This window comes from Arcticibacterium sp. (assembly GCF_055134445.1).
Window position 1 is genome coordinate 95,184 of the sequence record NZ_JBSRVI010000166.1, and the last position, 26,608, is coordinate 121,791.

The 26,608-nt window shown below is 36.7% G+C and carries 20 protein-coding genes; 7 read left to right on the forward strand and 13 right to left on the reverse strand.

Going from position 1 to position 26,608, the window contains the following annotated elements:
• Window positions 1–2: 2 nt before the first annotated feature.
• The 3 genes from ACTBZY_RS22090 to ACTBZY_RS22100 form a co-directional block, all read right to left on the reverse strand.
• Complete coding sequence (locus ACTBZY_RS22090) at window positions 3–3,242, reverse strand: SusC/RagA family TonB-linked outer membrane protein (RefSeq protein ID WP_463048562.1); 3,240 nt, start codon at window positions 3,240–3,242, stop codon at window positions 3–5.
• 143 nt (window positions 3,243–3,385) lie between these two features.
• Window positions 3,386–5,044 carry a lamin tail domain-containing protein gene (locus ACTBZY_RS22095; protein ID WP_463048563.1) on the reverse strand — a complete coding sequence of 553 codons (1,659 nt, stop codon included), beginning with the start codon at window positions 5,042–5,044 and terminating at the stop codon, window positions 3,386–3,388.
• Window positions 5,045–5,095: 51 nt separating this feature from the next.
• Window positions 5,096–5,992, reverse strand: coding sequence for a hydroxypyruvate isomerase family protein (locus ACTBZY_RS22100; protein ID WP_463048564.1), 897 nt, complete (start codon window positions 5,990–5,992; stop codon window positions 5,096–5,098).
• Window positions 5,993–6,048: 56 nt separating this feature from the next.
• Between ACTBZY_RS22100 and ACTBZY_RS22105 the strand changes: the two genes are divergently transcribed.
• Window positions 6,049–6,906, forward strand: coding sequence for a glycoside hydrolase family 16 protein (locus ACTBZY_RS22105; RefSeq protein ID WP_463048565.1), 858 nt, complete (start codon window positions 6,049–6,051; stop codon window positions 6,904–6,906).
• Here ACTBZY_RS22105 and ACTBZY_RS22110 read toward each other — a convergent pair.
• Window positions 6,903–8,255, reverse strand: coding sequence for a hypothetical protein (locus ACTBZY_RS22110; RefSeq protein WP_463048566.1), 1,353 nt, complete (start codon window positions 8,253–8,255; stop codon window positions 6,903–6,905). The two genes, ACTBZY_RS22105 and ACTBZY_RS22110, sit on opposite strands and share 4 nt — an antisense overlap.
• Before the next feature lie 38 nt (window positions 8,256–8,293).
• Between ACTBZY_RS22110 and ACTBZY_RS22115 the strand changes: the two genes are divergently transcribed.
• On the forward strand, window positions 8,294–8,860 hold the full coding sequence (locus ACTBZY_RS22115; protein WP_463048567.1) for an RNA methyltransferase: 567 nt from the start codon (window positions 8,294–8,296) through the stop codon (window positions 8,858–8,860).
• On the opposite strand, the gene ACTBZY_RS22120 is transcribed toward ACTBZY_RS22115, so the two are convergent.
• From ACTBZY_RS22120 to ACTBZY_RS22130, 3 genes are all read right to left on the reverse strand, one after another.
• Window positions 8,818–11,106 (reverse strand): T9SS type A sorting domain-containing protein, encoded by a 2,289-nt coding sequence (locus ACTBZY_RS22120; protein ID WP_463048568.1) that lies wholly within the window; start codon window positions 11,104–11,106, stop codon window positions 8,818–8,820. The genes ACTBZY_RS22115 and ACTBZY_RS22120 overlap by 43 nt on opposite strands.
• A 27-nt stretch (window positions 11,107–11,133) precedes the next feature.
• Entirely contained in the window at window positions 11,134–12,162 is a 1,029-nt protein-coding gene (gene pheS / locus ACTBZY_RS22125; protein ID WP_463048569.1) for a phenylalanine--tRNA ligase subunit alpha, read from the reverse strand.
• Window positions 12,163–12,564: 402 nt separating this feature from the next.
• Complete coding sequence (locus tag ACTBZY_RS22130; protein WP_463048570.1) at window positions 12,565–13,239, reverse strand: M15 family metallopeptidase; 675 nt, start codon at window positions 13,237–13,239, stop codon at window positions 12,565–12,567.
• A 163-nt stretch (window positions 13,240–13,402) separates the two neighbouring features.
• Here ACTBZY_RS22130 and ACTBZY_RS22135 point away from each other — a divergent pair, with 163 nt between their 5' ends.
• Window positions 13,403–14,641: a nucleoside recognition domain-containing protein gene (locus tag ACTBZY_RS22135; RefSeq protein ID WP_463048571.1), complete on the forward strand. Its 1,239-nt coding sequence runs from the start codon at window positions 13,403–13,405 to the stop codon at window positions 14,639–14,641.
• On the opposite strand, the gene ACTBZY_RS22140 is transcribed toward ACTBZY_RS22135, so the two are convergent.
• The gene (locus ACTBZY_RS22140; RefSeq protein WP_463048572.1) at window positions 14,638–14,847 is read right to left on the reverse strand and encodes a hypothetical protein; all 210 of its coding nucleotides are present in this window, start codon (window positions 14,845–14,847) and stop codon (window positions 14,638–14,640) included. The genes ACTBZY_RS22135 and ACTBZY_RS22140 overlap by 4 nt on opposite strands.
• Before the next feature lie 60 nt (window positions 14,848–14,907).
• Between ACTBZY_RS22140 and ACTBZY_RS22145 the strand changes: the two genes are divergently transcribed.
• Window positions 14,908–15,345, forward strand: coding sequence for a DM13 domain-containing protein (locus ACTBZY_RS22145; protein WP_463048573.1), 438 nt, complete (start codon window positions 14,908–14,910; stop codon window positions 15,343–15,345).
• 139 nt (window positions 15,346–15,484) lie between these two features.
• On the forward strand, window positions 15,485–16,633 hold the full coding sequence (locus tag ACTBZY_RS22150; protein ID WP_463048574.1) for a hypothetical protein: 1,149 nt from the start codon (window positions 15,485–15,487) through the stop codon (window positions 16,631–16,633).
• 58 nt (window positions 16,634–16,691) lie between these two features.
• Here the strand turns inward: ACTBZY_RS22150 and ACTBZY_RS22155 are convergent, their stop codons facing one another.
• From ACTBZY_RS22155 to ACTBZY_RS22165, 3 genes are all read right to left on the reverse strand, one after another.
• Window positions 16,692–18,245 carry an Rne/Rng family ribonuclease gene (locus ACTBZY_RS22155; protein WP_463048575.1) on the reverse strand — a complete coding sequence of 518 codons (1,554 nt, stop codon included), beginning with the start codon at window positions 18,243–18,245 and terminating at the stop codon, window positions 16,692–16,694.
• 341 nt (window positions 18,246–18,586) lie between these two features.
• Window positions 18,587–19,402: a tetratricopeptide repeat protein gene (locus ACTBZY_RS22160; RefSeq protein WP_463048576.1), complete on the reverse strand. Its 816-nt coding sequence runs from the start codon at window positions 19,400–19,402 to the stop codon at window positions 18,587–18,589.
• 6 nt (window positions 19,403–19,408) lie between these two features.
• The gene (locus ACTBZY_RS22165; RefSeq protein ID WP_463048577.1) at window positions 19,409–19,693 is read right to left on the reverse strand and encodes an HU family DNA-binding protein; all 285 of its coding nucleotides are present in this window, start codon (window positions 19,691–19,693) and stop codon (window positions 19,409–19,411) included.
• A gap of 193 nt (window positions 19,694–19,886) precedes the next feature.
• Between ACTBZY_RS22165 and mutY the strand changes: the two genes are divergently transcribed.
• A complete protein-coding gene (gene mutY, locus ACTBZY_RS22170; RefSeq protein WP_463048578.1) occupies window positions 19,887–20,924 on the forward strand; it encodes an A/G-specific adenine glycosylase in 1,038 nt (345 codons plus the stop codon).
• Window positions 20,925–20,966: 42 nt separating this feature from the next.
• Window positions 20,967–21,425, forward strand: a complete 459-nt coding sequence (locus ACTBZY_RS22175; protein ID WP_463048579.1) for a single-stranded DNA-binding protein — start codon at window positions 20,967–20,969, stop codon at window positions 21,423–21,425.
• Here ACTBZY_RS22175 and ACTBZY_RS22180 read toward each other — a convergent pair.
• The gene (locus ACTBZY_RS22180) at window positions 21,422–23,896 is read right to left on the reverse strand and encodes an OmpA family protein (RefSeq protein ID WP_463048580.1); all 2,475 of its coding nucleotides are present in this window, start codon (window positions 23,894–23,896) and stop codon (window positions 21,422–21,424) included. The genes ACTBZY_RS22175 and ACTBZY_RS22180 overlap by 4 nt on opposite strands.
• A 125-nt stretch (window positions 23,897–24,021) precedes the next feature.
• Complete coding sequence (locus ACTBZY_RS22185; RefSeq protein ID WP_463048581.1) at window positions 24,022–26,592, reverse strand: zinc-dependent metalloprotease; 2,571 nt, start codon at window positions 26,590–26,592, stop codon at window positions 24,022–24,024.
• Window positions 26,593–26,608: the final 16 nt, after the last annotated feature.

Here is a 26,608-nt window from a genome sequence, read left to right on the forward strand (position 1 = left end):
AATTAAAATCCAAGATTTAACACAACGTTAAAACTTCTTGTAACTGGAAAGTTACCTACATCGATACCAAAGTTAGTATCTGCATCTCCACCTACTCCTGGATCAAGTCCTGAGTAACCTGTAAGCGTAAATAAGTTATTTCCAGATACCGCGATTCTAGCTCTAGTCAAACCTAATTTGCTAGCAATTGTTTGGTCAAGCGTATATCCTACTGAAAGGTTTTGCATTCTGAAATAAGAACCATCTTCAATGTACCAAGAGTTCTCAGCACCAGAAGTACTAAGATTAGTAGCTGATTCCCATATAGGAGCCAATGCATCATTTCCTAATTCTGGCGTCCAAGATTGTTTAGCTCTTACACCTTTACCAGCACCTTCGAAAGTACCGTGGAAATCAGTAAACCATTTAGACTGGTTCCAAATATCGTTTCCAATAAAAGTGTTGAAATAAGAGTTCACATCCCAGTTTCCGAATTCAATACCGAAGTTAATACCTCCCGTAAAGTCAGGTACTGGAGATCCTAGGAATGTTCTATCATCTGGCGTAATTTTACCATCACCATTCACATCTTCGTACTTAAATCTACCCACAGCAGCTCCATCTTGAGCTGGATGGCTATCCACTTCACCCTGTGTATTAAAGTAACCAATCATCTTGTATCCAAAGAAAGATGAAATTGGTTGACCTGGCTGATTTCTAATTGGGCTAATTCCACGATATGCATTACCACCAAAGTAAGGAATACCAGGAGCTAATTTAACAATCTCATTTTTCAAGAAAGAACCGTTAACCGTTAAGTTATACTTTATAGCGTTAGTAAGGTTACCTCTATTGATTAATTGAATATCAATACCTTGATTTAACATTTCACCTACATTCACAGATGGTGCAGCAGAATTAGGTCCTACAACAGCTGGAAGAGGTACTGCATAAAGTAAATCACGCGTAACTTTTTTCCAAACATCTAAAACTGCTTCAAATTTACCGTTAGCAAAAGTTGCATCGAAACCTATATTAGAAGTTTCTGATGTCTCCCACTTAGCATTTGGATTACCAATTCTTGACTTATAGTATCCAGGATCAGCACCTGAGCTTTGACCCGCAATCGGATATAAAGAAGTTCCAGTTCCTTGAGCATAAAGAGAATACTGATTATTTGGATCAACATTATTAGAGTTACCCATAAGTCCCCATCCTCCACGGATTTTCAAGTCTGTGATGAAAGAAAGATCTTTCATGAATTCTTCATCAGAAAGTCTCCAACCTGCAGAGAAGGCAGGGAACACTCCGTATCTATTATTAGCACCAAATCTAGAAGCACCATCACGACGAACCAACGCAGTAACGAAGTACTTGTCTAATAACTTATAATCCAATTTACCGAAGTAAGAAGAGAAGTTAACACCACTGTATAGGTTTGAGTTTACTACTGGGCTCTGTACTAAAGTAAGGTTTACATAGTCCAAATCCATCGTAAATGGATTGATACCAGAACCATTAATACTTCTACCTCTACCCGTGTTAAGTGCCTCTTGACCTACTAAAAGGTTGATTTTATTAACACCTAAATCCATTTTATAATTGGCGGTATTTGTCAATACCCACTGAATATTGAAGTTAGAACCTTCATTGAAAGAGTTTGATGCTTGTGGCTCAGAATCTCCTAAGTATCTGTAATTGTATCCATAATAATAGCCATTAGAAATACTTCCTCCTAAACTACTACGAAGAGTTAAGTTTTTGATAGGATCTATTTCTAAATAAACATTACCAAAACCGCTGAAACCAAATCCTTGATCATTTTCAACATCATTCACTAATGATCTTACTGGGTTTCTTGGATTGTTAAAACCTGCAGCCTTAGTAGAAGCAAAGCTACCAAATTCATCATATACAGGTATTACTGTCGGCATACGATAAGCTGCCAACAACTGAGACTCATCATCTGCAGAACCTTGACCATTGCTACCACCTTGCTGTCCTTTAATACTTACATAAGTAAACTGGATGTTTTCTCCAAAGCGAACTCTTTTTCCTAAGTCAAACTCGGAGTTAACACGCATACCATAACGTTTGAAATCATTATTAATAATAATTCCCTTTTGGTCTTGAAGGTTTAAACCGATGTAGTAACGGCCATTTTCTGTACCTCCATTAAAACCTAAGCTATGTCTGTTAAGCTGAGCCACTCTAGTAATAGCATCATACCAGTTTGTACCAGCTAAATTTGGCTTAATCAAGAAAACGTTTTCTGGATTAGCATCATAAGCCGCCTGAATAGCAGCTAAATCTACAGAACCTCTTACACCGTTAGCTCCATTAGCATGAAGATAATCAGGTAAAGTGGCTTGAGCAGAACTACCATACTGAGGATGGGTATACTGAACAGTTGTTCCGTTTGCTGCCGCATTATTTCTATAGGCAACGTGTGTCCAATCTGCCTGCTCTTGAGGAGTAAGCATCTGAGGTGCTCCACTAACGTTAGGGTCAGTTGCACCATATAAACCATCATAAGAAATATCTAAGGCTCTTTTACCTTTAGCACCTTTCTTAGTAGTATATACAATTACACCGTTGGCTGCACGAGCACCATAAATAGAAGCCGCCGCTGCATCTTTCAATACAGTAGTAGTTTCGATATCATCTGGTGACAAGAAATTAGAAGAACCTGTAGGAACTCCATCAACAATGATTAAAGGCTCATTACCTCCAAAAGCACCAAAACCACGAACACGAATGGTCGAGTTAGTACCAGGTTGACCGTTAGTAATAACTGTTACACCAGCAACACGACCAGCCAATTGCTGCTCAACGTTTCCTGATGGTACCGCTCTTAAATCTTTAGCTTTAACGATTGAAACTGCAGCTGTTGATTCCTTTTTATTCGTTGTAGAATAACCGGTCACAATAATCTCGTCAAGAGAAGCAGCATCTGGTGCTAAAGAAACATTAATAACTGATTGACCTCCTACTTTAATCTGCTGGGAAGAATAACCAACGAAACTGAAAATCAAAACATCATCAGAGTTCCTAGTTTGAATAGCATAGTTCCCGTCCATGTCTGTGGTTACACCAGTGGTTGTTCCTTGAATAACTACTGAGGCTCCCGGAACACCAAGGCCGTCATCCGCTCCGATGACTTTACCACTCACTCTCTGGTTTTGTGCAAAAGCTCCACTGAATGTCAGTGTTAGCCCTAGCATAACCATAAGTAAGTATCTTGAGTAAAGGTTTACTTTCATAAAAAAAAATGGTTAATGGTTTAATTAATTAAAGCCAATTAAAAATTGACTAAGTGCAATATTAAACATTCGTACCGTTAGAATCCAATTTTATGATTGGAAAATCTTTTTTAACGGTTAAAAAAGTGCAAATGTTTGCACATTCATCTCTGAACCAGTAAAAACTTCTGCTTATTTTCATACAAATGGTCCGATGTTCGGAGCTCAGAGTACAAGATATAGTACCCAGAAGGTAAGTACTCCATAGTACCATTATAACCCTTCCAGCTAATTTTGACAGCATTTTTCATGTATTGGTTGCTGGCCAAACTGGTAATTAACTTACCATTAATGTCATAGATTTTGGAACTTAAACTACCACTTTCAATCGATGAATAATTAACAATTATTTCATCTTTATGACCCAATAAACTTGATAAATTTAAGTCATTCTGCACAATAACTTTAAAATTGGTTCTCTGAGTATCATTCGAAATTTCATATCCCGGAGTAGCATAGTTTTCAGATGACGATGCAGACAACCATAAAGACGTTATTTTTTGATAAGAAGCTCGCTCTAATGAAATGCCATCTCGAATATCTAAAGACGAATGATGCATCTTTTCATCGTATTCAAAACTATCCAAAATTTCTTGATTGGCACTTAACAAAAAAACATGCCCTTTATCATTATTGAAGGCTGGCAACCTGTTCACTTCTATAATATTTTCAGATACCGCATTTGGGTAAATCTTTATGAGAGAGGTCTTATCTGTAGTGAAACAAAGAAATTGATTAGGCTTAATTGTTTGACTTTTATCAAAAAGCACGTCCACCTCCTCCAAATCACCGGTACTACCCAATCTAGAAAGGCCAAGGCCTTTTAGATTAAGTAATTTTCCCGAGTGATTATAAATTTCCACAAAATCTTTCCCTCCAGACTTTGGGTTAAACAAAATCTCAGATAACCATAAATCACCAAGTGCTGGATAAGCAATATTTCCTATGGAAACCTTAATGGGCTCCGCAACATTTTTTGAACAATCTGAAACGGTATTGAAAATCAAGTCGTAGGATGTGTCTTCTTCCATACCCTTTTCCAATTCCAGAAAGATGGAAGATTTATCATTTGCAGAAAAATAAATCCTTTTAATTGCTAAATCGGTAGCTTCTACCGAAAGGCTTTCTTCCGAATTATCAAGTTTTTCCGAAAATACGAACTGAAAAATTTTAGGCCCCACTTCGTTATAGCTTATTAAACTAGGTGGTGTAAGGTCTGGCAAATTTGACGAAGATGCATTACTTTTTCCTGGGGTCCCTCCTATTACCGCAAAAGATGAGGTCCAATTCGCTTTTTCTCTACAAGGATAATTAATGTCAATCATTTCTAAGGAATAGCCCTGTTCCTTACCGTCTGCATACCATTCTGGGCTATAATTAACTTCATACACCAGTATCCCTGTGGCATCAACCAAACTTAAAGCCGTGCCAGAATTTAAAAGAGAAAACTTACTTAGCCCTATCGTTTTTCCATAAGGCTGAAAGAGCGATACATTGTTTTCTCTACAAACAATAACATACTCACCCGACGAAATCACAAATTCAGGAAAACTAACGTTACTGGAATTATAAAAAAGCTGATATCCCTCTAAATTTATCTCTTTGCCAGTATTATTATAAATCTCTATAAACTCTTTATCTGGGAGGCCGTGGCTGGGTGTTGGGTCAGCAAAAATCTCAGTTATAATTATTCCATTAGTAGCTTGGGCATTAACACCAAAATATTGAAAGAGGAAAATGGAATATATAAATAATTGCTTCAAATCACTTTAAATGGTTCATGAAAAATATCTAAATCTGGTAAACTCAGACTTCTAAACATCGCATATATGGACACCCTGTTTTAAGGAATCTAGTTTATCTGGCCTTTTGGGAAGAAATTCTTGACCGACAAAACCTTTATAGCCCGTTTCTAAAACGGCTTTCATTATAGCAGGATAATTCAATTCTTGAGAATCATCAATTTCATTTCTACCAGGAACACCACCCGTATGGTAGTGGGCAATGTATGAATGGTTTTCCTTTATTGTCCTTATCACATCCCCTTCCATTATCTGCATGTGGTAGATATCATAAAGGAGTTTAAAGTTATCAGAACCTATTTGCTTGCATAATTCCACACCCCAGTCGGTATGATCACACATATAATTTGGGTGATTCACTTTTGAATTAAGCAACTCCATTACCAGTGTAACCTTCTTCTTTTCAGCATAACTCATAATCTGTTTAAGACCTGTAGCACACACTTCTAGACCTTGCTCGTCTCCTAGATTAGTTTCTCTATTACCAGAAAAAACAATAATGTTTTTCAAACCAGCAGCTGCCGCGTCATCTATTTCCATTTTGTAAACTTCTAGCATTCCAGCATGGTTTTCCTTTTTATTCCAACCGTTACCTATCCCATAATTACCTCTAGACGCCGATACCATAGCACAAGATAAACCATACTTCTGAATCTTCTTAAATTCGCTGATTTTCAACAACTCAATAGAACTTAAACCTATCTCCACAGCGGCTTTAGCCAAATCTTCGAGCTCAATGTCTTTATAACACCATCTGCATACCGAGTGATTCACCAAACCCTTGGTTCCAGATAGCAAAACCTTATCAGCCGCAGAAATTCTCTGGCTAAGACCAGAGGCCAATGATAAGCCCGCTGTACCCACAATAGCAGTTAAAGCTTTTCTCCGAGAAGATTTTTTTTCGTTCATTTGTCTTTTACTTATATATATGTAAGCTAAAAAATATTATTTAAAATATTGAATAAATGAAAAAAACAATCCTTATTCTTCTTCCTCTTTTTGGATTTATTCTAACGCTTTGCTCTTCATCAAAAACACCCGAACCAAAAAGACTTGTACCAGAATCTGAGACGCCAGCAACCAAATCTTACACTTTTGCTAAGGAAGCCAAATGGGTAGATGAGTTCGACGTTGATGGCAAACCTGACTCCAATATTTGGGGCTACGACCTAGGTGGGCATGGATGGGGAAATAACGAATCTCAAAACTATACGGACAACCTAGAGAACGCCAGAATAGAAAATGGAAATTTGATCATTGAAGCTATAAAAAAGAACTCTTCTTACACTTCTGCTAGATTAGTTACTAAAAATAAAAAGGATTTTTTATATGGTAGAATGGAGGTGAAAGCTCTACTCCCAACTGGAAGGGGTACATGGCCAGCCATATGGACTTTAGCCACAAAACATACCTATGGAGAAAATTACTGGCCAGATAATGGCGAATTAGACATTATGGAGCATGTAGGAATGGACCAAAACAGAATTCATGCTAACATCCATACCAAGGCCTTCAATCATTCTATTGGTACAAATAAAGGAGCCAATAAAATTCTGCTTAAAGCTTCAGAAGAATATCATTTATATAGATTAGACTGGTACCCTGATAAGATTCAGTTTTATATAGACGATCTACTTTTGTTTGAATTTAAGAAAGAGAAAAGTTACACCTATGCAGAATGGCCTTTTGATAAAGCCCAACATCTTTTACTCAATATTGCAGTAGGTGGAGACTGGGGTGGCCAAAAAGGTGTTGACGATACCATTTTTCCTCAAAAAATGTTAATTGACTATGTAAGATATTATGAGTTAATCGAAAGTTAATTTATTGATGGTCGTTTCACTTTTACTATCACTCTATCATTGATGGTATTTCCATGATAAGTTTTAGCAGCAAACTGATAATCACCATCTGGCAAGTATCCCAAATCAAACACATTCCCAAACTGTTCAATGTTATTATAACTTTGACCAGTATTCACATTTACCAAGATTTGGTTTGTGTCCCAGTTTATACCTTGTACAGATACGGTTACTCTTCCATCATGCCTAGTCATAGTGGTTACGGTACTCCAGTGACCACCTTGATAATTTCTATATACGGTATATCTAGAGGCAGACTGGTAACCGTCATCGGAAATATCCATTATAAAATCTTTGGCCACATAAATAGACGGCGTCACCATCATATCTCTATTGGGTCTTACCTGAAATAATGGGTAAGTGTAAATCTCAAAACCAAAAAACTGTGAACCATTTATTCTAACATTTAGATTTGGTATATTTCTATCCGCATAAAGGTTATAGATAGGAATGTCACCCCATACATTTTGACGACCTTCTAACTCGGAGTTAACCATTATATAGTAATCTTTAACAGCTGGATTATTAAGAGGTCCTACCGTTGGCAAATCTATCCAAGGCTCTAAAGTATTGGTATATACCTTCTGGCTCCTTACGTCTCTATACTCTGGACAGCCCGCTTTTGTTCTTAATATGGTATTTCTTTCCCAACCATCGAAAGGCTCCTGATAATAATGATATTTAATATTCGAACCTGGAATTACAGGGCCGGCTGTTGTCATCAATTTCCAATCTGTTAAACCCTCTACCTTGTATTCTGGAGTATATTTTGCAATTAAATTGCCCACAAAAGAATTTGAAGAGTAATTGGCATATAAATGAGGGTTAGTAGCTCCATGATTAGAAAAGTCTTCGCATTGCTTCTCCTCTGTTGGATCTGGCGTAGGTGTTGGTGTTGGATCTGGAGTAGGCGTTGGATCTGGCGTTGGTGTCGGATCTGGCGTTGGTGTCGGATCTGGCGTTGGCTCCGGTTCTGGATTTCCTCCTGGGATTTGAGAAACTATTTGAGCATCAAAGTTACTGCCATATTCAGAGTCAAAAAACTCATCTAAGTCTATATAGTCTGTTGCTTTAATTTCTAAACAACCAGCCGTCCAACCTGTGATAACAGTATTTGAAACCTTTACTTCATTTCCATAATCCGTTTGACAATTAGGGTCAGACACGGTCTTTGAAACCTGAACCTGTTGATTGGTTACCGTATTATTTAGAGCATCATTATTTTGTGCATACGGTTCTGTTGAGGTACTTTGCGACCTTGCGTTGAAACCGAGAGAAATGAAAATTGAAACTATTATTAAAACACGCATATTTATTCTTTCCTGTTAAAGAAAACAACTCAATTATTATGCCATCAACAGAAATTAGAAAAACAAGTATGGACGAACTGGGCAGAATAAGCCCTGAAGAATTCAAAAAAAGTTCTAAATCTCCTATATGTCTCGTTTTAGATAATATCAGAAGTTTACAAAATGTAGGCTCCATATTTAGAACCGCAGATGCCTTTAGAGTAAATAAGATCTACTTATGTGGAATAACAGGTCAACCGCCAAATAAAGAAATGGAAAAGACCGCATTAGGTGCTACGGATACCGTAGAATTTAAGTATTTCGGAAACACTATGGATGCTATAAAAGAACTTAAAGATGATGGTTATCAAATAGCTTCTATAGAACAAACAAATAATAGTATTGGACTCGATCTTTTCAAAACCGAACCAAGCACCAAATACGCATTTGTATTTGGAAACGAAGTTTTTGGTGTTTCCGACGAAGTAATTCTTGCCTCAGATTGTGTTATTGAAATTCCACAATTTGGAACCAAACATTCCCTAAACGTTAGTATAACAGCAGGGATAGTAATATGGGACTATTATTCAAAAAATAGTTTAAACCTTTTTCCTAGCCCATCATAGTCTACCGTTAAGATATATGTTCCAGCTGGCAATGTAGAAGACATTTTCAGTGCTCTAGGTAGCTCTAAATCTTTCACGACAAACGGTGGAATAATAGTTCTTCCTTTGATATCTTTCAGCGAAAGAACGGCTGACAAAGGAACATCAGAAGCTACAAAAAAAGTTTTATCAACAACGGGATTAGGATAAGCCACAATACCCGTATCATTTTCTTTTCTCTCAAACAAGAATAGTCCCGAGGCATTTGATAAACAAGATGCCACATATGGCTGCTCATGAACTTCTAAACCTTTAACGGTATAAAAGCCATTTTGACTCGCTAAAATTTCTGCCCCAGAATACAAATCCAGTTTTTGACCTTCATATGACCATTCATAACCTTCGTATGTTTCTTCATTTAAAACTCCTATACTATAAGGTCCAGACTTTATAATAGTTGGAGGTACTGGTTTACTAAATATTTTGATTGCTACTGGTTCTGAGAAATCAGATTCGCAACCATTATCAGTTATCGTCAAAGCTTGATACTCTCTTTCACCCACTCCACCAATAATAATCTGCTGAGAAGTTTCACCCGTACTCCATCTAAATCTTTTATTATCTGATTTGGCAATTAATGTGATTAGGTCTCCTTCACATGCACCATAACTATTAAAAAGGCTGGTTATTACTGGAGGTTGTGGCGTAGGCGTAAAACTCGCCCTTAACGCTGAAGATCGCTCTGATCTACATCCATACTGATCTATCTGAACAGCATAAACAGCCTCTGTTGTTGAGGTATAAAAGTTATAACCAGAAGAGCCGTCTGCCCATTCCACGTTATTCGCAGTAGAGTTTATATAAAATCTAGCCGATTTCCCAATACAAGCTATTCCGTCATTCTCCGCTAAAACTTTCGGAGCTGGCGGTAGCAAACCGTTAACACTAAGTTTTTCTGTCAGGTGATAATTACCATTCTGGTCTCTCAGAACTCCAGAAACAGTTCCACTAAATATTTGAGCAGAGCTAGTTGTGGAGCCTGTACTCCACACAAACTCTTTAAAATTATTTTTTATAGGGGAAACTTTAACAAGGCTCCCCGAAACGCATCCATATGTCAATGGTTCAATTTCAGCACCAAGAGATGGTACCATTGAATTAAGAACCGATGTCGTTAAGTCCCTGTTAAAGGCATGGGCCAATTCCGTTATGCCATCATAAGACAAATGAACACCATCTGTCCTCGGGTTTTGAATTCTATCTGTAAAAGGACCTGAAAAAACATTATTATTATCTGCAATAACTTGATCTTGAGCTGAAATGATTTGCCCATAAACCCTGTCAAAAATATAAGAAGTCCTTGCCACCATCCAATTCACATTTTTGCCAACATCTTGAGAAACTTTATTTACCAAAAAGTTTAAATCTCTTCTATAATCCGACTGAGAAGTATCAAAATCATTCTCCCCTTGCATCCATAAAATACTCCTTAATCCATATACGGAACCATGATTTTGAAGAATAATCCTTAACGGAGAGTATGGTGTTTGATTGGTATAAGGTGTCCCTAAACCGGCATTAGTGGTAGGAAGTCCTTTAGAACTACTCACCCAATTTTCTATGGTTGTTCCTTCATAAGCCGCATTAAAAAAAAGAACTGGAACATTCAATTTAGCAACAAGTAAGTCTCCTAGAATTCCCCAAGCCCAAGAACTTTGACCATGCGGCCCTAAATTTAACTCACGATATAATGGCAATATATTAGTTAAGGATGGGTTTTCTGGAATGGAAACGGAATTATAATATCCATAACCATTTACCCTATCGTCACTGGCTCCAGTGGGAGGATTAAAGCTCAAAAAGCCTTGTGCATTAGATTGACCGGCCACAATGAACACCTCTCCTATGCCCACTTTATTAACTGCATAATTAGAAACCACAACACCATTTACCTTTGCCCTTACCTCAACGGTATACCATCCACCCTTTCCTGATATTTTACCAGAATAGGCTCCATTTAATAAATTGGTATCTATAACCTGCCAATCTGTAGCAGTACCTTGACCGTTAACAAACGGGGTTAATCGACCTTCAATAACATCCGCATTCACTGGTCCAATACCATAAACGGGAATAAAACCGTTATTACTGTTATCTCGCTGAAACACCGCCCTCTCAGAAGGGAATTCAATATTTAATTGCGAAAATGCTGGAATTTGAAAGCCCAGAAAAACCAGTAATAAAAAAACAGACTTTTTAATAATCATTATCAACTTACTATAACAACCTTAGAATTATGCCCCTTGAAACTGTCTAAGAAACCTTACGTCGTTATCGAAGAACAATCTGATATCGTTTACGTCATATTTTAACATCGCGATTCTTTCTATTCCCATACCGAAAGCAAATCCAGTATACTCTTCCGGGTCAATATTTGCACTAATTAAAACATTAGGGTCTACCATTCCAGAGCCACCAATTTCAACCCAACCCGTCTTTTTACAAATATTACAACCCTCACCTTTACAGATAAAGCATGAAATATCAATCTCTGCACTTGGTTCAGTAAAAGGAAAATAACTAGGACGAAGCCTTATTTTAGTATCTTTTCCAAACATTTCCTTAGCGAAATGGAGTAAGGTATTTTTCAAATCTAAAAAACTTACATTCTTATCTACATATAAACCTTCAGCCTGATGAAACTGGCAATGTGCTCTTGCAGAAATAGCTTCATTTCTATAAACTCTCCCAATCATTATCGAACGAATAGGTGGTTTATTATTTTCCATTAATCTCACCTGAACATTTGAAGTGTGCGTTCTTAAAAGCACATCATCCTTCTGTTCTTTTCCTTTAGAAATGAAAAAAGTATCTTGCATTTCTCTGGCAGGATGATTTTCCGCAAAATTAAGTGCCGTAAAATTATATCTATCTGTTTCTATTTCTGGACCATCCTCACTGCTAAAACCCATTCTAGCAAAAATCTCCGTGATTCTTCTTTTAACAAGCGTTAAAGGATGCAGTGCACCCAGCCCATTTGGCAGTTCAGGTAAAAATAAATCTGGCCTGTCTTCAATATCCTCAACCTGAACAATACCCTCTTGAAGATCCTTAAATTTATTATCTAAGAAAGATTTTAACTTATTCAGTTCTTGGCCAAATTCCCTTTTCTGGTCACGAGAAACAGATTTAAATTCCTCGAAGAGTTCATTTAATTCTCCCTTCTTACTTAAATACTTTAATCTAAACTTTTCAAGATCTTCAGAATTTTTCACATTCCATTCCTCTGCCCCTTTTAATATCCTATTTATAGATTCTAACACTAAAATTTTATTTAAATAAAAAAGTTCACAAAGATAAACATAAACTTAAAAGGATGTCAACCTATTTCTTATTCAAATATGCACCCCACACTCCCTAATGTATAAACCTGATTTAAAATGCACAACTATACGTACCTAATTTATAGTTTACCGAACAATAAATTTCCCTTGCATCCTCCGCAAATAAAACCTAAAATTGTATAGTTGATAAAATATTGAATTCTAAAAGGCACTTTAAAGCTTTTATTTTCAACTAAATAGGTCAACATATTTACTATATAAACTTCGATACATGAATGAGATCTGATGGTGGCAAAAGAGGTTAAATAGCAGATATAAAATATTAAGAAACTTTAGTGGTTAGGTGATTTGAAAGCAGTTGTTCATTTGAATGACTGTTTTTTATTTTATCAAGGCATAATCCCTTTTTGCTCTAGCTAAAGAAGTACTGTTAAAATGCCACCATTCACTTGTTATTGGAAGAAAACCAGCTCCAATCATCACTTTCCTTAATATATCTCTGTTTTGAACCTGAGTTTTTGTGAGTTGACCCGTCTCCAACATTTCTTTTTCTTTTCTTGGATACGCCAAATATCCAAAGAAATCATATGCAGTACCCATATCTAGAAGCGAATCCGTTTTTAAATCATATATACTTAAATCTATTGCACAGCCATAATTATGTAAAGATCCTTCAGCAGGATCTGCCACATATGCTTTTCTCACACCTGGAGGTATACTATCCAATGCCTCCCAAAGAACTTCCTGAACCGAATGCGGTCTAACGGCATCAAACACCATTAACCTAAAATCAGGATAATTGCTCATCAGCGAGTCGCTAGCTACAAATAATTTTTCAGCGGTAATCACAGGAAGAAAGGCCTTCGTCAACGTACCATATACGTCGCGTTTAAAAAAATTATCTGTGGTAGAATATTTTAAATCTACCAATACATTTGGCGACACATCTTGAATATTAACAAGTCCTTGAGCAATAAGGCTTTCTTCCAGTTCTCCAACTTCTGTTTTTTCAATTTTGGGCAAAACCTCTAAGTCCTTTATTGGTGTATAAGCCACATTCTTTTTCCTAGATTCCGAGCTACATGAACAGACAAAAATTATCAAAAATAAAATAAATGATTTTTCTCTCAAAAAAGTCCTGCAAAGCATCAATATCCGTGTTTTATAAAGTAATTTGCTCTAAATTTCGTCAAATAATTCTAAAGACTAATCTCTTTCAATGGTTTTAAATTACGTCTGGTCTGGGTTCTTCATCGTTGCCATGATAGTGGCTTTAATTAAATATTTTTTCTTTGGCGATCAATTGATTTTTGAAACACTGGTCGCAGGAATTTTCGATTCTGCCAAAGTAGGTTTTGAAATATCATTAGCCCTAACAGGCATCATGACTTTATTTCTAGGGATTTTAAAAATAGGAGAAGAAGCTGGAGCCATCAGATTTATGTCTAGAATTGTTGGTCCTTTTTTTAATAAATTATTCCCAGAGGTTCCGAAAGACCACCCGGCTCATGGTCAAATGATTATGAACTTCTCTGCCAACATGCTAAACTTAGACAATGCCGCTACACCTTTTGGTTTAAAAGCTATGGAAAGTTTGCAAGAGCTAAACCCAAATAAAGACACCGCTTCCAATTCTCAAATAATGTTTCTAGTTCTTCAAACCTCAGGTTTGACCCTAATTCCTATTAACATTATGACTTACAGAGCCTCCATGGGAGCCGCCGACCCTTCAGATGTCTTTATTCCCTTATTAATAAGTACCTACTTTGCCACTGTCATTAGTTTAATATTTCTAATGTTCAAGCAAAAGATAAAGATTTGGGATAAAACCATACTTGGCTGGATAGGAGGAATCTCCGCAGTTATTCTCCTTTTGCTTTGGTATCTATCAAAGCTTAGCCAAGGAGAAATAGAAGGGTTTTCGAAAGTCTACAGTAATCTCATTTTATTCTCCGTCATAGTGGTTTTCATCTTAGGAGGTCTAAGAAAAAAGATTGACATTTTTGATACCTTCATACAGGGAGCAAAAGAAGGTTTTCAAGTGGCCGTAAAAATTATTCCTTACCTTGTAGGGATGCTAGTTGCCATTAGTGTTTTAAGAAATTCTGGTGTACTGAGTGCTTTCACAGACGCTCTGGGTTTCGTAATAGCCAGTATTGGATTGGACACACGTTTCGTAGAAGCTCTTCCTGTAGCCATTATGAGACCTCTTTCTGGAAGTGGTGCTAGAGGTTTAATGCTAGAAGCTATGGCTCCAGAAAATGGAGGTCCAGATTCTTTTGTCGGAAGATTGGTTTGTATATTTCAAGGAACCACTGATACTACATTTTATATCGTAGCTTTATATTTTGGCTCCGTCGGCGTTACCAAGGTAAGATATGCCATACAATATGGCCTTCTTGCAGATTTCATTGGTATCGTTGCTGCTATTCTTATTGGCTATATGTTTTTCGCTTAATGCCTTCTTCTATAATTAAAAGTATTGGGTTTACGGCATTCTCCACTACTACAACCTACATTTAAAAGTGTTTGAGCCAAAAAGCCAACACCCAAAATGTAGAGAAAAATACTGTGCCCGTAATTAAATGCTAGGCCAATTAAAACTATTGACACTATTAAATACGTAAATCGAGTAACTGTCCAATTTTTAAATAGATTATTCATTTTTTTACCTGTTCTATATTTTTATATACGATATTTCTTAAATCTAAGTTCTCCTGCTTTATGAAAAATCCTTTATACATCCTTATTTTTCTCATCACAATAGTATTTTCTGGCTGCACTAAAATGGATATTAATCCACCCATGGTGATTTCTGAAGAACAACCGTTATTGAATGATGAAGGGGCAACTGTATTATACCTAGGAGATTTCAAAAGAGATGCTCATGCCACCTCAGGAATGGTGCAAATTTTTGAAGACAATGGCGTAAAAAAATTAAAATTCACTAATTTCAAAACGGACTCTGGGCCAGACCTACGTGTTTATTTGGCGGAAAATACGAATGCCAAGAATTTTATCCAGATTAGCAACAAAGTAGAAAACGGGAATTTAATTTATAACCTTCCGGCAGAAGTTGATTTAACTAAACAGAAATACGTTTTAATCTGGTGCAAACTCTTCAAAGTTAATTTCGGGAGTGCCGAACTAATGATGAAATAGGTCTTAAACGACTATATTCTACCGTTTTATAAATTCCATTGAAGTTTATAATGATTTGTTAAGTCGTTTCTTAACTTTGAAAATCTCCCTTAATGTCACCTAAATTGTTTGAGATTTCAATTTTAACCTTATTCAAATCATGAGAATTAAACTAAAACATCTACTATTAACCATCCCATTTCTAGTGTCGTCCGCCTGCAGTAAAAGTGGAACTAAGGCTTTAGACAAGGGAGATTACTATAATGCTGTACTACAATCTGTTGAAAAGCTAAAAAAAGATATTGACAACGATAAATCATTAGCTGTTCTTCCAGAAGCCTATAACAATGCCGCAAAAGAGCTTCTCTCAGATATTTCAATTGCAAAAAATGCCGACCAACAGTTTAAATGGGAAAGAGTTTTGGAGGACTATTCCAAGCTTAACAAAATGCATGATCTCATTGCCAAGTGCACCGCCTGTAGAAGAGTGGTGAGTCCTAAATCCTTCTTTAAAGAAACAGAGCAAGCCAGAGATTTAGCGGCCACTGAAAGATACATATATGCTTCTGAAATGCTAAAGAAAGGGACAATTGAAAGCGGAAGAGCATCATTTGACGCTTTTGAGAAATTATTCCTATTTGCTCCAAACTACAAAGATACTAGGGAAAAGATGGACGAGGCTCTTCATCTTGGCTCCTATCATGTTGTGGTAGAACAGCCCTCTGTAAATTCTAGAACTTATGCATTAAGCCATCAATACTTTCAAGATAGAATTGATGAATTTCTCAAAGAAAACAAAAGAATAAATAAGTTTATAAGATTTTACTCCCCCTCTGAAGCAGGATCACTCCACCTTAAACCGGACCATGTGATCAGATTAGAGTTTGTTGATTTTGTGGTAGGAGAAACTTATCTAGAAAGAAAAGAAAGTACTTTAACCAGTGTGGATAGTGTAAAAACTGGCACCGCCAAAATCAAGGGCGAAACTGTAGATGTTTATGGTAAAGTAAATGCCAAATACTCCTTTAATAAAAAAATTGTAAGCTCTAAAGGTTTACTTCTCATGGAAATAACGGACTTCAATAATAAGACTATTCTAAAAAAAGAAGAGTTCCCTGGCGAGTTTATATGGGTCAATGAATGGTCTAGCTATAATGGAGATCATAGAGCACTGACAGAAAAGGAACTGGCACTCACCAAAAATAGAGAAGAACTCCCTCCTGCCCCTCAGCAGTTATTCATTGAATTCTCTAAACCTATTTATGAACAATTTACTAGAAGAGTAAAAATGTTTTATGACAATTATTAATGCAAAAGTCCCTTTGAATAAATACTCAAAGGGACTTCAAATTTCTTTAATTAACTTCTTAAGCTAATTCTATTTCTTCTCCGTGTGAATTAATAAAGTGAAAATCTGTAACTCCTAAAGATGAATCTTTAGTAAGCTTAATCCATTTCTTATATTTTATAAACCATTTCATTTGCCTAGATAGGAATCCCTCTCTATAATATGCATATATAAATGGATGTAAAATAATACTAAGACCAGGTTCATTCTGCTTTTCCATAAGATGCTCTAAATGATTCTGTATGGTATCTGTTACAGCAATACTAGCCTGAATATTACCTGTACCACTACATGTAGGGCACTTTTCTTTGGTAATGATATTCATCTCTGGCCTTACTCTCTGACGCGTAATCTGAGCTAATCCAAATTTTGTAATAGGCAAAATAGTATACTTAGACCTATCTCCTTTCATTTCAGCTTTCAGAACGTCGTTAATCTCACGTCTGTTCTGTGCCTTTTTCATGTCAATGAAATCAACCACCACTATACCACCCATGTCTCTAAGACGTAGCTGGCGAGCTATTTCTTTGGCTGCTTCTGTATTAACATTTATTGCAGTAGCTTCTTGGTCTTCCTCTTTGGTAGATTTATTACCGCTATTTACATCAATAACGTGTAAAGCCTCTGTATGCTCAATAATCAAATAGCCACCGCTAGGCAAACTAACAGATTTACCAAAACAAGATTTCAACTGTTTTTCAATACCGTAGTGCTCATAAAGCTTGGTTTTGCCATTATGCAGCTTTAATATCTTGGCCTTTTCAGGTGCAATATTTTGCAAAAATGAACTGATTTTGTCGTAATTGCCACTATCGTCAACTACAATATTGTCAAAATCATCATTAAGCATATCTCTTAAAAGAGATGCTGCTCTGTCCATTTCGGTTACTATCCTGTCTCTAGCTTTAGCTCCTTTTAGAGCTGCTATACCTGCTTCCCATTTCTCTACGCACTCTTCTAAATCACGCTGTAGCTCTTGTATATCCTTATTTTCTGCAACAGTTCTTACTATAACTCCAAAATTATCCGGCTTAACAGAATACAATAACTTGTGAAGTCTTTGTCTTTCTTGTTTACTGGTAATTTTCTTGGAAATATTAACTGCATTAGCGAAGGGCACCAAAACCACATATCTTCCAGCAATGGAGATATCGCATGATAATCTAGGTCCTTTAGAAGAAATCGGTTCCTTAACCACCTGAACCAAAATAGGTTGCCCTTTGGTTAAGACATCCGAAATTTTTCCTAATTTATCTATCTGAGGCTGTAGTTTAAAACCTTTTAACCTAGGACTAAATGGCTTCTTATTAAGAATACCTTTAGTGTAGGCGTTTAAGGATTTAATATTGGGGCTGAGATCATGATAATGCAAGAAAGCATCTTTCTCATAACCAATATCTATGAAAGCGGCATTTAAGCCCGAAACTACTTTTTTGACCGTCCCTAAATATATATCCCCAACAGCAAAATGGCTTTCTGCATTGTCAAAGTGATATTCAATAAGACGTTTATCCTGCAAAAGAGCTATTCGCTCACCTTTTTGCGTGGAACTTATAAATAATTCGTTGCTCAAATTTGAGTTAGAATTAAGGGTGATAAAATCATAATGTAATTTAAATAAAAAAGCAGTAAACAGATCAGATCTATATAAAAAATAGCTCCTCTGCTAACTGCTAATTTATTTAGAAGAATTAAATATATGGTAGCAAAAGAAGATTATTTCTTCTTGTGTCTATTTTTTCTTAAACGCTTCTTTCTTTTGTGAGTAGACATTTTATGTCTTTTTCTTTTCTTTCCGCAAGGCATATTTTATAAGCTAAACACCCAATCCCACTGGGTTGATTTTAAAATAATTTCTTTGAAATAACACCTTATGGGAAAAGGCTAGTTATTATCGAACCGCAAAAGTAAAAATTAGTTTAAACTTTTCAAAGTGTTGTTGATTTCATTTTGCAGAACATCACCAACATTTTGTTTTGACAAGTCTAATAAAAGAGCTTTTGCTTTCTCTTTCTCTCCTACTTCTATCCAGCTGTAAGCAAGTCCCAATTGGGCGTTTAAATTCCCTGGAGCTATACCCAAAACTTGTTGAAATCTCGAAACCGCTTTATCATATTGACCAGACTGCATAGAAAGTGCCCCTAGGCTCATTAAGGCAGGAACAAATCTTGGCTCTTGATCCAAAACTTGTCTTAACAAAAGCACCGCCTGCATAGGAGAGCTAGATGTACTATAGGTCATCGCCATATTTGTCTTGGCTTGCAACTGATTTGGATTAAGCGTCAAAACTTTCTGATAAACCGATCTGGTTTTCTCAGCCAATTCTTCCCTTTTAACAGGATTTAAACTTAATGAATAAGCTTGATAGTAATAATCACCAGCTTTTAGCCAGCTTTCTTCAGAATTAGTAGCTTCTGCTATTATACCCGTATAATAACCTGCACTATCAAAAACATTTTGCTCGCTAAAAAAATCAACCAAAGATTGATTCATTTCTTCCCCTGACAAATTTGAGGCTTTTATAGTCTTAAGTTTTTGTTCTTGCTCTGCATTAAGAACTGCGTGGTCACTTCCCTTCCCTTCTGGAGAAGTAGAGCTGGCGGAGTTTCCATCCGTAGCAACTTCGTTTTTAACAACCGTTTTTGGCAAGAAATATAACCCTAAAGAGAGTAAAACTCCTACTAATAAAACAATCCCAAAGTGACTTATAGGTTTCAATCCGCCAGACATTTAATGTTACTTAATATTTTCCTTAATCATATCAACAAATTCCTTAGCAGGTTTAAAACTAGGGATATGGTGCTCAGGTACAGTAACTGTAGTTTTCTTTGAGATGTTTCTGGCCTTTTTAGCGGCTCTTTTCTTATTTACAAAACTTCCAAACCCTCTTACATAAAGAGCTTCACCACTACCTAAGGTGTCTTTTACGGTTACAAAAAAGGCTTCTAATGTTGTAGAAACGCTGGCTTTATCGATGCCAGTCTTGTCAGATATTGCTGCTATTGCTTCTGCTTTAGTCACTTTATTAAATTATTTTAGTTATACTTAAGAGATTATTAAGATGCTTTAGCATCTTAAATACTTTAATGGGTTTGCAAAGATAGCCTAATTGATTTTACACACACAAATTAATACAAATATTTTAACCTAGTTAATTTACTACAAGACAGTTACCATGGGGGCTACATTTAAGTAAATTTTATTAAACTTCATCATGCTTTCGAAACAAATTATCAAATGGTATCAATTAAATAAAAGGGACTTACCATGGCGAAATACCAACGATCCTTATAAAATCTGGCTTTCAGAGATTATTTTACAACAGACAAGAGTTGATCAAGGTTTACCTTATTACTTGACATTCATTACCAAGTTTGAAACGGTAAACGAATTGGCAGAAGCAGAAGAATCTGAGGTGCTTAGAACTTGGCAAGGTTTGGGCTATTATTCTAGGGCTAGGAACCTACATTCTGCGGCAAAATTTGTAGTGGAAGAGTGCCAAGGAGTGTTCCCAAAAAGCTATAAAGATTTGTTAAAACTCAAAGGAGTTGGAGCCTACACGGCGGCGGCAATCTCCTCTATTTCATACGGAGAAGCTAAAGCCGTCGTTGACGGAAATGTCTACAGAGTACTATCAAGGATATACGAAATTCATACTCCTGTCAACTCATCAAATGGCATAAGAGAATTTTCAGAGCTTGCTCAAAGTTTAATTGACCATGACAATCCTGCTGATTTTAATCAAGGAATGATGGAATTAGGAGCCACTGTTTGCTCGCCTAAAAACCCTTCATGTGAGGTTTGCCCAGTACAAATTCATTGTGGATCTTTTAAGGCAAAAAGCCAGAAAGCTTACCCAGTAAAACTAAAAAAGACTTCAATTAAAAATAGATTTTTCAACTATCTCGTACTCAAAAATGAAGGTAAATATTTCTTGGAAAAGCGTGAAAAGCAGGATATTTGGAAAGGGTTATATGAATTTTATCTCATTGAAACAGAGAATAAAACAGAAGTAATTGATGATTTAAAGTCATTATTCCCTGAGTGGATGTCCACTACAATGAGTATTGGAACACCCATTTTCAGTAAACAAATCTTAACTCACCAAAGGATACATACCTTTTTCTGGCCCATTGAACTAAAAAATATTCCACAAGAACTCCGTTCTTTTTTCTATAAACTTGAGGATATTGAACAATTGCCCAAGCATAAATTGATAGAAAAGTATATATTGGACATTACTATAGAGTGATGTATCTTTATCAATTATCAATAACTGAAGTAAATAAACACCATGGCGGGATTAAACAAGGTAATATTAATAGGCAATGTAGGTGGTGATCCAGAAATAAGAACGCTACCAAGTGGCTCCAAAGTGGCTAACTTTTCGCTAGCCACCACAGAGACTTATACTGACAGAACTGGCCAAAAACAAAGTCAAACCGAATGGCATAGAATAGAAATCTGGGAAGGTTTAGCCAGTGTGGTGGAGCAGTATGTAAAAAAAGGTGACCCCTTATATATAGAAGGAAAAATAAGAACCGAAAAATGGACAGACCAGAATGGCCAAGAAAAAACGGGCGTGAGAATAAGAGCTAATAATATGCAGATGCTAGGCGGGAGACCTGGGGGCGAAAGCAGTTCTGGAAGCAACTCCTCAAGTAATTATGGCAATCAAACGTCTCAAAGCTCTTCAGAACCTTCTCCTGAGCAAATACCAAATGGAAGCGATGAAGACGACTTACCTTTTTAAATCCTTTCAATCTGTAAAATCTTAAACTCTGTTCTTCTATTGCGTCGGTATTCGGCCTCTGTGCACTGAATACCGTCGCCACATTTATTTATAGGCGACTCCTCTCCCATCCCAACGGCTTTTATCCTAGAAGAGTCTACTCCTCTACCTGTAAGGTATCCTTTAACTGCGTCTGCTCTTTTCTGGGATAAAATGAGATTGGCACCAGCTTCTCCTCTTGAATCTGTATGTGAGAAAACCTCAATTACCATGGCTGGATAAGCCCTCATCACTAAAACCAATTGGTCTAAATCATTTTTAGAATTAGAAGCAAGTTCATAGTCTTTGGTTTCATAATAAATATTATCCAACTTCACAAAATCGCCAACCTTAAAAACCTTTGGGTCAAAGAATGACTCCGATTCTTTTTTTGATTTCACAGCGACTTTACTACCAATAGCTACTGCATCAGACTTAACACCGGCTTTTAAAGTGCTTGGTACAAATTCATAATTAGTGGCATAGCCCGCTTTTATTGCTGTAAATTCATAGTCACAGCTTGGGTCTCTTATAAAATCATACTGACCGTTTTTCGCAGTCAATAGTTCGATTGTTTCATCTGTGCATTTATTAATAAACCGCACTCTAATCCCAGCCAATGGTTGTGTTACATCTCCCAAGAAAACAATACCCCTATATCTCCTTTCGTCACTCAAGTCTCTCTGACGAGCCATAACTTGCGGCTGAAGAATATTAGGTTTAATCGGCTCTATCCTTTCACTTAAGATAATTTCAAAAGGTGTTTCTCTAAAGTCCGAAATCCCTTTGGTGTGAAAATGTACTTTGGGACTTTTAAAATCTTTATCGGAAAACTCGAAGTAATAATTAGACTCCGCATTTAGACATAATTTAACATTACCGTAGTTATCTGTCTTTGCTTTCTTCTTTTCATTAGGACTCAAAGACTCATAATAGACGAAATCTAGACCTGCGATTGTTTTCCCATTATTGTCATTTTTAACGGTTACCAAGACATCCTTACAACCAAACTTTTCTCCTATTCTGGTAAAACTGTAAATGTCATCATCGCCTCCGCCACGCTTTCTATTACTACTAAAATAACCTTTTTTCAAATCGGAGTCTGTAAGTATACCGAAATCGTCTGCAGCCGAATTTAAAGGTGCCCCTAAATTATGCATTCCAGATATTGGAATTCCCTCACTATTCAAAGAAACCGTAAAAATATCTAAGCCGCCAAGACCCGGATGACCATCTGAAGAGAAGTAAAGATTGTTTTGTTCATCAATATAAGGAAACATTTCATTTCCCTCCGTATTAACGGTTATGCCAGCATTTTGTGGCTCCAACCACTCGCCATTATGAAATTTAGAAAAATAAATATCTACCCCACCAAAACCGCCGGGCATATCTGATGCAAAAAACAAAATATTTTCGTCTGGCATAAACGCTGGATGTCCAGTAGAATAATTGCCGTCGTTATACGGAAAGCCTTCTAAATTCCCCCACTGATCCCCTATCTTTTTAGCCATATAAAGATGAATCCTATTGACACCATCTTCTGAAACATAATCTAAATTTCTAATGCCATTTCTTGTAAAAATGACGCTTTCCCCATTATTATAAAATTGACAAGGTCCGTCATGATAACTTGAGTTTATTGCACCATTCATCCTATCCGACTCTAGCTTAGGTTTTGTTAAAAAACCTAAAGCACTTTTCAAACCTAAAGTTGGACCATCGTTGGCCGTTTGCGTAGTAAAATAATCAGCTCTTAAATCAGGTTCTGCTATTGAAGCCGTTGGACTAGAGCTTAAACCTGCAGAGGAACTGGAATTTAGTTGACTTTCGTCATCCAAATAAAACAAATCAAGGAAAGACGAATTATCCCAAGCAAATACACGCTTAATGGGGGTGTTTTTCCCTCTACCTGAAACAAAAACAAGCCCACCGGCATATCTTGTAGGGCTAAAATCTGCATGATTGGTATTTATTGGAAGTAGATATGTTTCATAACTTGCTGCATTCCTTATGAGCGGTTCAGTATTTGACTGTAGTGCGGTAAAATCACCTGCTCTTAAATCTTTAGGATTTTGCTCACCGTACTTGCTCCAAACCTTGGAAGACTGAGCATGTTTTCCATTCCCTGCTAAAACTTTTGCATATTTCAAAAGAATGTCATTGTCTTCCTTTGTATTATCTTGTGCCAAACTTGCCAAACTCTGAAAATATTCTTCCGCTTGCTTGTAATCATTGATATTATAAAGCGAATACGAAAGCTTACTTAGCACCTCTTTTCTTTGAGCATCTGTCAAAGAATTATCTCTTTTTAAAATGGTTTTAGCGTCCGTAATAACTCTCTGGTAGGATAATTTCGCATAATCCTGACCCAATTTGTCCACCTGCCAATTACCACTTTGGGCAAAAGACGAAATAGTCAAGAGCATTAATCCGACGATAAGTAAGCGATTCAACAGTGCGTTTTTAAATGTAAGACTTTAACGCTAAACTAAGCAAAAATCGTGCCCCTGATAAACATATATCAAAAAAAATCTGTCGTTAAAATTAACGACAGATTCCTATAAAATCCCGAAATAAGCTATTTTGGGTCTAAAGCTAACTCCACTCTTTCTAACAAATCTTTGTAATGAAAAGCGGACAATTTATCACTAACCCTTTGAGCAACAATAAGTTTACTTTTTATTGCAACTAAATGCCCTCTAGCAATTGAAGGAAGGTCTGTTTCGTTCAAGTTCACTGTTTGACTTTCAAAACCATAAGTCACCCCTACCGGAATAGATCTCATTACAGCTTTACCTGGCTCCAAAAGACCTATTAACTCTGTAACATATACTTTATGTAAATTTCTTCTGTATTGATCTGCCTTACTTGCCAATTTCAGCTCGCCTAAAATGCCAGTTTCTAAATCCGTTAGTAGTTCATCCACTGAATAGTTGTTGGTAGACAATGCACTATATTCTAATATTCTGGCAAGCCTTTCCCCCTCCAACACTTGACCTAAAGTAGCCGACTGTAAACTCTTTATCGCTTCCACACCTGTTTCTACTTTGGTTTTGCTATAAATTCCTGATGGGTATAACCAGTTTGGTGTTTTAAACAACTGCTCGTTAAGAAAACTTACAGCTTCTTTTTGTGTACTTTTTGGTACCACAGTAAATTGCTCACCTTCCATATCGTAAGTTTTTGGTGAATCATAAACTCCGCCAATATTCTTGGTGACATGCCCCATATATCTTTTAAACTGAGTGGTTACTTGCACATGTAATTCTCTTAATTCTTTGTATGATTCAGCGTCCTTTTTGCTCCAGTTTTCTAAATTCGGCACGATTCTCTTCATGTTTTTAATTCCATAAGAAGAGGCCAGCATGGCATTATCTCCCAAATCTTCTGTTTGATATCTAGGGTCATAAGGACTAATTTCTGTACCAAACCTTAATCTAGGTGTTTTATTAGCCTCCTTCGTCCATTCATTTAACAGTAACTTTTCTTGCTCTTCATCAGCAGCATCTACAAAGTAACTATAACCCCACTTAATAGCCCATTTGTCATAAACACCTATTCCAGCAAACAAATGCGTAACGCTATCTTCTGGCTGGGCTACATAATTAAATCTAGCATAATCCATTATAGAAGAGGTGTGACCATTTTGAGCTAACCACTCGTCATCTCTTAGCTTTTCTACTGGTGTAGCAGAAGAAGCTCCCATGTTATGTCTCAAACCCAAAGTATGGCCTACCTCGTGAGAAGAAACGAAGCGAATTAATTCTCCCATTAAATCATCATCAAACTCCATTTCTCTCGCCCTAGGGTCTACTGCTGCGGTCTGAACAAAGTACCAATTTCTGAGTAACCTCATGACGTTATGATACCAGCCAATATGGCTTTCTAATATCTCGCCACTTCGAGGGTCATGAACATTTGGTCCATAGGCATTTGAAATAGGTGAAGCAAAGTATCTGACCACCGAAAAACGAGCATCTTCCAAACTCATGGTAGTATCTTCTTCTGGCCAATATTCCCCGCTAATTGCATTCTTCCAGCCCGCCTCTTCAAAAGCCACATTCCAGTCATCAATTCCAGCTTTGATATACGACTTCCATTTTACAGGGGTCGCAGGGTCTACATAATACAAAATGGGCTTAGCTGGTTCTATCAATTCTCCGTTCTTCTGTCTTTCAGCATCTTCTGCATTTTTGGGCTCTAACCTCCACCTCACCGCAAAAACATCGGCATCAGACTTTTGGGACTCTTCTTTAAAAACTCCGTATTGATTAGCAAAATATCCTACCCTTGCGTCAAAAAGTCGCTTTCTCATAGGTGTCTTTGGTAGCACCAAAAATGAAGTGTTAAACTCCATGGTCACCACCCCGGCATCTTTAGAAGCGGGCAAATAACTACCAACAGAAGGTGTTGGCCTTAATTCAACACGTTCTGGCGAAACGCCAAAAGTTTTAACCGTTCTAATTTCCGTATTAATAGGATACGTTTTAATGCTCTTAATGAAAGATCTATCCTTTTTAATGCTGGTAATATTTAATCTTTGCTTATCAACAGAGCCCAAAGAAAAAATCTGCTCGTCCCCATCAAAAGTAGATGTCATGTCAATCACATAGGATTTAAAACCCGTTAAAGTATCATTCTTTATCGCCTTAATTTCAAAAGCTGCAATGATAGGGTCGGCACTTGAATTTCGCACCGCTGTGGCGATAGGCTTAGTGCTATCTGGACTCATGATGATATATGAAATAGACTTAAGAAAAAGTTGGTCTTTAGGCCCTTTTTCAAATTTTACTACCTGCCTATTGACCAATTCTCCTCCATAAATGGACCCTCCTGCTGCCGTTTGAGAATATCTAGAAACGGTCATAATTTCTCTACCCAACAAGGTATCAGCAACCTCAAAATACCACTTGTCATCTTTCAAATGAACGTTAAAAAGACCTACTTGGCTAATGGCTGTGCTATCAATAAAGTCTGAGAATTTTTTGGGACCCTTTTTCTCTTCTTTTTTCTTTTCAGGCTCCTTTGCTTTTGATAAGCTATCGGAAAGGGCTTGAGCGGCTTGCTCTTTTTTCTTTTTCCTTTGGGCGTCAGCCGCAAAAAATACAAAGAAGCACATGACAAAGAGCACTACTTTTTTAATTTTCATTATTATCTGGTTCTAG